The sequence below is a fragment of the Nitrosomonas supralitoralis genome (genome assembly GCF_003011925.2).
GTDB lineage: Bacteria > Pseudomonadota > Gammaproteobacteria > Burkholderiales > Nitrosomonadaceae > Nitrosomonas > Nitrosomonas supralitoralis.
The window spans coordinates 1-7,224 of record NZ_PXXU01000087.1 but is presented as its reverse complement, the minus strand read 5'-3'; the positions used below and the strand labels follow the sequence as shown (position 1 = coordinate 7,224).

7 protein-coding genes are annotated in these 7,224 nt (G+C 41.5%); 4 read left to right on the top strand and 3 right to left on the bottom strand.

Annotation, left to right across the window (positions count from 1 at the left end):
- Window positions 1-58: 58 nt before the first annotated feature.
- Window positions 59-208 carry a hypothetical protein gene (locus C7H79_RS18140; RefSeq protein WP_172592482.1) on the top strand — a complete coding sequence of 50 codons (150 nt, stop codon included), beginning with the start codon at window positions 59-61 and terminating at the stop codon, window positions 206-208.
- Between the two features lie 136 nt (window positions 209-344).
- On the opposite strand, the gene C7H79_RS18135 is transcribed toward C7H79_RS18140, so the two are convergent.
- The 3 genes from C7H79_RS18135 to C7H79_RS19585 form a co-directional block, all read right to left on the bottom strand.
- A complete protein-coding gene (locus tag C7H79_RS18135) occupies window positions 345-503 on the bottom strand; it encodes a hypothetical protein (protein ID WP_172592481.1) in 159 nt (52 codons plus the stop codon).
- Complete coding sequence (locus C7H79_RS15975; protein WP_106708251.1) at window positions 500-679, bottom strand: hypothetical protein; 180 nt, start codon at window positions 677-679, stop codon at window positions 500-502. The genes C7H79_RS18135 and C7H79_RS15975 overlap by 4 nt, the downstream gene beginning before the upstream one ends.
- A 419-nt stretch (window positions 680-1,098) precedes the next feature.
- Window positions 1,099-1,224, bottom strand: a complete 126-nt coding sequence (locus C7H79_RS19585; protein WP_374058026.1) for a hypothetical protein — start codon at window positions 1,222-1,224, stop codon at window positions 1,099-1,101.
- 320 nt (window positions 1,225-1,544) lie between these two features.
- On the opposite strand from C7H79_RS19585, the gene C7H79_RS15965 reads away from it, so the two are divergent.
- From C7H79_RS15965 to C7H79_RS15955, 3 genes are all read left to right on the top strand, one after another.
- Window positions 1,545-5,375, top strand: coding sequence for an FAD-dependent oxidoreductase (locus tag C7H79_RS15965; protein ID WP_106708249.1), 3,831 nt, complete (start codon window positions 1,545-1,547; stop codon window positions 5,373-5,375).
- A 175-nt stretch (window positions 5,376-5,550) separates the two neighbouring features.
- The gene (locus tag C7H79_RS15960) at window positions 5,551-5,835 is read left to right on the top strand and encodes an IS30 family transposase (RefSeq protein ID WP_172592480.1); all 285 of its coding nucleotides are present in this window, start codon (window positions 5,551-5,553) and stop codon (window positions 5,833-5,835) included.
- Window positions 5,836-6,105: 270 nt separating this feature from the next.
- Complete coding sequence (locus C7H79_RS15955) at window positions 6,106-7,188, top strand: glycosyltransferase family 2 protein (RefSeq protein ID WP_172592479.1); 1,083 nt, start codon at window positions 6,106-6,108, stop codon at window positions 7,186-7,188.
- The last annotated feature ends 36 nt before the right edge of the window (window positions 7,189-7,224 follow it).

Here is a 7,224-nt window from a genome sequence, read left to right as displayed (position 1 = left end):
CTCATCGAGATTTAGACATTGATTTGATCTTAGGAGTTCTGCGCTCAAACCGGCGAAAATGTCCCGTAGCCTAGCAGAACACAAAGATGTGCCCGAGAAGTTGGCCGATTTAGCACGCATAGAGTCTTTGCAGCCCGAAAACTTGTGCGCGCCTGCCATTTGCGGCAGGGTAATTCCCCTGTCCGTTGATTGCGTCGCTACTGAGTAGTACAAGACTAGCAAGGTCGATTATGCTTGTAACCTACAGTTTTATTAATTTTCGTGAGCAAGACCATTAAGCACATTACGTCAAAAATCCCAAGGATTCCAGCTTATAAGCCTGTTTTCTGGGCTGCTGGGCAAATTCAGCCGGTTAGGAGAGTAGCGGCAACGATCTCAGTTTCCTGATACGCGCTGCCGCCCTCGCAGAACCGGACTTGGAGCGTTACTCCATCCGGCTCCCAGCTTGAGTCATCCACAGTGGTGAGCGTTGTGAAACGAGTAAGTTGCGTTGTCTTGATCAAAGTCCGCTCGGTGTGGGGTCATGTATCCCGTTACTCAATATCTCAAACCGACGCCCCTTGGCTCCATCCGAATTACCAGACTTCATCGCTACTATGGGCATCTCCGACTTCCGATGGCCTCCGCCTCCTTTCTTGCTTGTTAAGCTTGGCAAGAGGTGCGCTGATGCGCCGACCATCGGATCCCCCTGGTTACTACACAAACTCAATGTAAAGCTCGATACGGACTAAGATCCCGGGAGGTTTGTCATTGCTTGCCTAAACGCATTGACAACTGTTGCCTGCTAGTAAGTCCACACTATCGGCCATATCAAATGCGGTTATTTCGGGACTGCTTCCTTCAAGGTCAGCATCACCTGTTACCTTTGTGCCTCGCTTCCTTTTGTGCCTACGCATCAAGCACATCGTTACCGATATGCCAGCATGAATCTATACCAGGCTCGTGGCTAGCGATTACCTAGGCGGGATTCGCACCCGCTAGTTTATGCAGCCTTGCCAGGCCGCAACGCGCTTACAACCCCTAAATGAGGAACTATTCTTTCGATGTTTTTTTTATCATCATTGAAAATGTTGAGGGCATCGAGGGCCTCGAATGCTCCTACTGCTCTAATTTTATTACAGCATCTTTTGCCCAGAATGAAACAACGGGCCAACTATCATTAAATAACTTAGTTAAGGCTGGAATAGCAGCAGGGTCACCAATTTCTCCTAACTTAGATATCACAGCAATACGATTTTCAATGCACGTTGGACAAACAAAGCAATAATTAATTGTTACATAGCCATATAAACCTCTACTTATAACATGTGTGTCTGCGTACAGATAAAAATTTCAAAACACATTAATCTTCTTAAAAAACACGGCATGACAAATGAAGGTGACAGGTACTCAGGCATTTCTTTCGAAGTTGTATAACTACTTATGTAATTCTACCAGTTCTCTCAAATGCCGATAACCGCCAGTCTCAACAATTGATTATGGCTGAGCTACAACAAACTTCGTATCAAAAAAAACGGTGGAAATTGATCTATTAATCTGCATTTATGAAAAATGATAACAGAAATTTATTTTTTTCATACTGGCAAGCTGGGTATGAAGGAGCGGATCATATTAATAACATGGGCCAACCTCTTTCGATGAATGAATTGACCCGTCACAATGAATATGCTTATCACGATTACTCATTATTAAAGAAATTAGATATTAAAACTGTACGGGAGAGTATCGGATGGAGGCTTGTTGATAGAAATGGTCAGTTTGATTTCTCCATAATCGAATCGAGAGCCCGTGCTGCTAATGAATTAGGCATCCAAGTTATATGGACCTTGTGCCATTATGGCATCCCAGAAGATATTAATATATTTACCCCAACATTTGTAGATCGATTTGCAGCTTACTGCAAAAATTTAGTTAAATTTCTAAAATCTTATTCAGATACCCCTTCTATTTATTCACCTATTAATGAGATTTCTTTTTTATGCTGGGCGATAAATAATGGCTATTTTGCTTGCAAAAATTTAGAAAATAATACCTCCAACGAATTAAAGCGTCAGCTCATACGGGCTGCCCTGAAAGGTTGTGAGGCGATTTGGCAGATCGATTCTTCCGCACGCATTATTCATAGTGATCCTCTTATACATGTTATCGCCCCATTCGACAGTAAACATCTTGTAGATTCTGCGCTAATTCAGCGACAAGCACAGTTTGATTCTTGGGATATGCTATGTGGAACTAAAGATCCTGAGTTAGGGGGGAAACCTTATTTTCTTGACCTCATCGGGGTTAACTATTACCACAGCAATCAATGGGAAATGGAAGGCGATCCGCTTTGGTGGCATTTAGAACATCCCAGGCGAATTCCATTAAGTAAGTTATTAATAGAGATCTTTGAACGTTATCAGCGTCCTTTATTACTGACAGAGACGAGTCATGTAGGAAGTGGAAGGGGAGCATGGATACGAGAAGTAGCCCAGCAAGCAATTTTGGCTCAGCAGAAAAATGTGGATTTTCATGGAATCTGCTTATATCCAATTATAGATCGCCCAGATTGGGATAATCCACTACATTGGCATAAAAGCGGCTTATGGGAAATAAATATTCAGGAAGATAACAGCAAACATTATGACCGTGTCATTTCTGAACCGTACCTCACTGGCTTTTACGATGCTCAACGTTTAACAAAGCATTTTCTACAAAATTTCCACCAATTTAATTCAAACTCTCAGCTTAAAGGATCTTGCATGACTACCATTATTGTTTTTTCCCATCTTCGGTGGGATTTCGTTTATCAACGTCCTCAACATCTCTTAACTAGATTGGCGGAGCATTACAAAATAATTTTTATTGAAGAACCTATATGGTCATCGACAAATGATAATTACATTCAACAATCTCTTCCTGTTCCGGGAGTTACTGTTCTGAAACCTTTCACGATTTCTTCAGGACAGGGTTTTGATGATGAGCAATTACCCTATTTAAGAGAGCTGATAAGTCAATTGAAACTTACTGACGAAGCACATTTAGCTTGGTTCTACACACCCATGGCCTTACCTTTATTAAATGATTTAAACCCAATGTTGGTAATATATGATTGTATGGATGAGCTTGCAGCTTTCAAAAATTCACCTACAGAGATTATTCAAAGAGAAAATGAATTATTCAATGTTACTGATCTTGTTTTCACTGGGGGACCCAGTCTTTTTAGAGCTAAACAAAAACGTCATCCGAACGTTCATTGTTTCCCCAGTAGTGTTGATTCAGTACATTTCGAACAAGCGAGAGATCGTAATAATAATCATCCATTGCATGATCATATTCCTTATCCGCGGCTTGGTTATTATGGCGTCATAGATGAACGTATGGATTTTGAGCTTATCGCTTGTATCGCTGATTCCCATCCGGAATGGCAAATAATTCTGGTGGGTCCTGTTATAAAAATTAACCCCGAACTTTTGCCTCGTCATTCTAACATTCATTATTTTGGGCAACAGCCATATAAAGCATTACCTCAATTCTTAGCGGGGTGGGATGTTTGCTTATTACCTTTTGCCCTCAATGAATCTACTCAATTTATTAGCCCAACTAAAACCCTGGAATATATGGCAGCAGAATTGCCCATAGTTAGTACGGCAATTAACGATGTTAGTGAATTATATGGTGAAGAAGTAGCAATTACGCTTTCAACTTCAGATTTTATTGAAGCATGTGAAGAAGCATTAACTCAGCCCCTCTCAGAATTTAGAAGAAATACAGACAAGACGAGAAAAATTATAGAGGATTCTTCGTGGAATAAAACTGCGGAGAAGATGTATGAATTAATTGAATTCGCAAATAATAATAAAAATTCGTCACTTTTTAATTCGTTGGATTTTAAGTCCGAATCTGTAAAGATTTCGAATCTATTTGAGAGTGAAGTACGTAAAAATATCATAATTGGGGCAGGACCAACGGGCCTCAGTGCAGCCTATCATCTTGATGAAGACACATTAGTGATAGAAAAGAATTCCACCGTAGGAGGCTGGTGTCGCTCCATTAATGATAAAGGATTTACATTTGATTATGCGGGTCACATTATGTTTTCCAATGATCAATATGTGCAAGAGCTTTATAAAATTTTGTTAGGAGATAATGTACATTGGCAAAACCGCGAAGCTTGGATATTTAGTAAAGGGGTTCATACACGCTACCCTTTTCAAGGAGCGTTGTATGGTTTGCCAACTGATGTAATTAGAGAATGTATCGTAGGTGCAATCGAAGCTTCTTACGGTATAGAAAAAAAATTAAAAAATGACACTTTATCCAATAATTGTCTTTTTATTGACAAAATGGACGATACAAAAGATTGCTGTGCTGATGGAGTTGTTGCATTTACAAATAATACTATCCCGCATAATGATCAAAAAGCTAGCAAGGCAGAAAACTTTGAAGATTTCATTCATAAAATATGGGGCGCAGGAATAGCGAAACATTTTGCTATTCCTTATAACACTAAATTGTGGAAAGTCCCATTATCTGAGATGGAAACTTCATGGTTAGGTGACCGTGTGCCTCTACCTAATCTGGAAGAAATTATTGAGGGAGCCCTCGAACCAGTTGCAAGGCCTATGGGACCGAATGCTCGTTTTGGATATCCTTTAAAAGGAGGATTCCAAGCGCTTATGTCTGGCTTTCTACCCTTTATTAAAGGTTCGGTTAAAACCAATACCGAAGTAATCCAAGTTTCACCTGAAAAGCGTTTCGTGAGACTTAATAATGGACGACAAATCCAATACGACAACATAATCAGCACCATGCCGTTGCCTCAATTAATTAATTGTATTGGCTCTGAAGCGCCGCCTTTTATTCATAACTCTGCGGCAAATTTGCGTCATGTTTCTGTTTGTTGTGTAAATTTAGGAATAGGGCGTGAAAATATCACAGATAAACATTGGATATATTATCCGGAAGAAACTATATTTCATCGTATTTTCGTGCAAGGAAATGCAAGTCCTCACTGTAATCCGGTAGGGGGTTTTGGCCTTACCTGTGAAATATCATATTCAACTACTCATCCTCTATTGCACAAAGGTCAGGAATTAATTGATAAGTGTGTAAATGATTGTATTAAAGTGGGGTTATTAACTTCAGATGATACGATCATAACGGCAAATATCGTGGATATGCCTTATGCCTATGTAGTATATGATCATTCAAGAGCTAATAATATTAGGTTAATCAGAGAATGGCTAATGGATAAAGGAATCATTCTTGCGGGAAGATATAGTGAATGGGAATATTATAATTCAGATCATGCATTTATCGCAGGAAAAAAAGCAGCCGATATTATTATCGAACAAACCCAGAAAGAAAAGATCGGTATAAATTTAAGTTTATAAAACAGATAGTAGCACCCCTTAAATCATTTGTTTTCTCGCAAAGAAAACTGATTTTTGTTAAAGCCATAAGGCGCAGCTTCCAGAGCATAAAATTGTTCAGCAAAAGACATTTTTTCTGCTCCTGTCTCGCGTCAATTATCTTGACCGCTTTGACTCATTAGGTGCATTGGTCACTTTGGCCGAAAGGAAGTCGCGCTACATTCTGGCAGCCCAAGTTCCCGACAAACATGCGTCGGGTGACGTCGGCAGTAACGCGGCTACTGCGCCCACACAAAAAGGCAAGTGCTACACCATGACATCCGACAACGGGAAAGAATTTGCGGAGCATCAAACCAACGCGGCGAGACTCGATACGGATGTTTATTTCGCCCATCCCTACCATTCATGGAAGCGTGGCTTGAATGAAAACAGCAATGGGCTACTGCGACAGTACTTACCCAAGGGGATGGAATTAGGTTGAGGTTACCCAGGAACAAGTGGAATGGGCGGTGGATAGACTCAACCATCGACCACGCAAAGTGCTTGGATTTAGCACCCCGTTTGAAGTATTCTACGGAAGGACAGTTCGCTACACCAAATCACCATTAGACGTTGTACTTCGAAATTGAATCCGCGTACTAAAAATATGTGAGAAATTGATTAATCAAGTGAGACCACTACTAAATACGCTTCAGCATCTCTTCGTGCAAAGTAGATTTATTACACGGCCGCAACACAGGATCAACTCATTGTGGTTTCTGTATTAATTGTAAACTATTTTAGTTTCGCCCTTACAGTTAGGGCTATTAGAAGCGTATTGTCGGATCTACCTTCGGCTCAGATAATCGTGGTAGAAAACAGCGACGACGCAGTGGAAGCGATGAGTTTATTAGCGATCCTACCTCGAGGAGTAAAGCTGATCGTCGCACAAAGTAATTTGGGATTTGGACGTGCCTGTAATCTAGCGTTGAATTATTCTCACGGCGAATGGATATTTTTGTTGAACCCTGATGCCATCGTCTTGCCCGGTTGTCTTGAGAAATTGATTGAAACACTTCAGTGCCATCCTCATGCTGGTGCAGTTTCACCAGTAGCGCAATGGGATCAAGCCGCAACCTTCCTCTTGCCACCTGGTCAAATGCAAAGCCCAACCTGGGAATGGATGCTCTCATTAGGAGAGAGGGTGCCGCCTATAGGTCGTAGGCTGTCAAAGAGCTTCAGAAAGTGGGCGCTTCAGTGTTTATATGCAGCCAATCCAGTCTCTCAACGGATGCTGTCTGGCGGGCATATGCTATTATCTCGGCAGGCTATCAATGAGTCAGGGGGATTATTTGATCCTAGTTTTTTCATGTATTACGAAGATACTGACCTATGCAGGAGACTTCTAGCTGCCGGTTTCCAGCTACTTATTGATCCACGGGCTAGAGTAGTTCATGAGTGGCGCAATGATCCCGGCAAAAACCGTTTTGTGCCGGACTCGCGCCGCCGTTACTTGGAGAAACATTTCCCACATACTTGGTTTACCGACCGATGTCGACTGAAATTGGAACAATCTTGGCCAACCCGGCCTATTAACCAAAACCTGCTCAATCTTGGCGCATGTGCATCGCCACCATCTTTTGAGTTACCTGCCGATCAGAATGGTGACTGGTTACTTGAACTAAGCCTTAACCCCCTGTTCATTCCGGCGGCCTACAGTAAAGATTCTGCCCCCCCGTCCATTTCACCACATGTTGGGGCCTTATTAGGCCCGGGGCAATACTGGGCACGCGTGACCTCATCTAGTGAAAAAGAACGTCTATTTACTTGGAAAATACCAAATCATCTATCATGATTAATGAGTGTTAACCAATCGAATAATAACGAGGCG